General features: G+C 51.2%; 1 rRNA gene. It reads right to left on the bottom strand.

From position 1 onward, the window contains the following. Nucleotides 1-551 (bottom strand): 23S ribosomal RNA (locus AC1RTP_RS28530); the annotation flags it as partial.

Genomic DNA, 551 nt, shown 5'->3' with positions numbered 1-551 from the left:
ATATCCGCAGCTTCGGTGACTGGCTTAGCCCCGTTACATCTTCCGCGCAGGACGACTCGATCAGTGAGCTATTACGCTTTCTTTAAATGATGGCTGCTTCTAAGCCAACATCCTGACTGTTTTAGCCTTCCCACTTCGTTTTCCACTTAGCCAATCTTTGGGACCTTAGCTGGCGGTCTGGGTTGTTTCCCTCTTGACACCGGACGTTAGCACCCGATGTCTGTCTCCCAAGCTCGCACTCAACGGTATTCGGAGTTTGCAATGGTTTGGTAAGTCGCGATGACCCCCTAGCCATAACAGTGCTCTACCCCCGTCGGTGATACTTGAGGCACTACCTAAATAGTTTTCGGAGAGAACCAGCTATTTCCAAGTTTGTTTAGCCTTTCACCCCTATCCACAGCTCATCCCCTAATTTTTCAACATTAGTGGGTTCGGTCCTCCAGTGCGTGTTACCGCACCTTCAACCTGGCCATGGATAGATCACTTGGTTTCGGGTCTACACCCAGCGACTGGCGCCCTGTTCGGACTCGATTTCTCTACGGCTCCCCTAT

It is taken from the genome of Pseudoduganella sp. GW821-FHT11H04 (genome assembly GCF_058807935.1).
The sequence above is the reverse complement of the archived record's forward strand: the minus strand, read 5'-3'. Positions and strand labels throughout refer to the sequence as shown.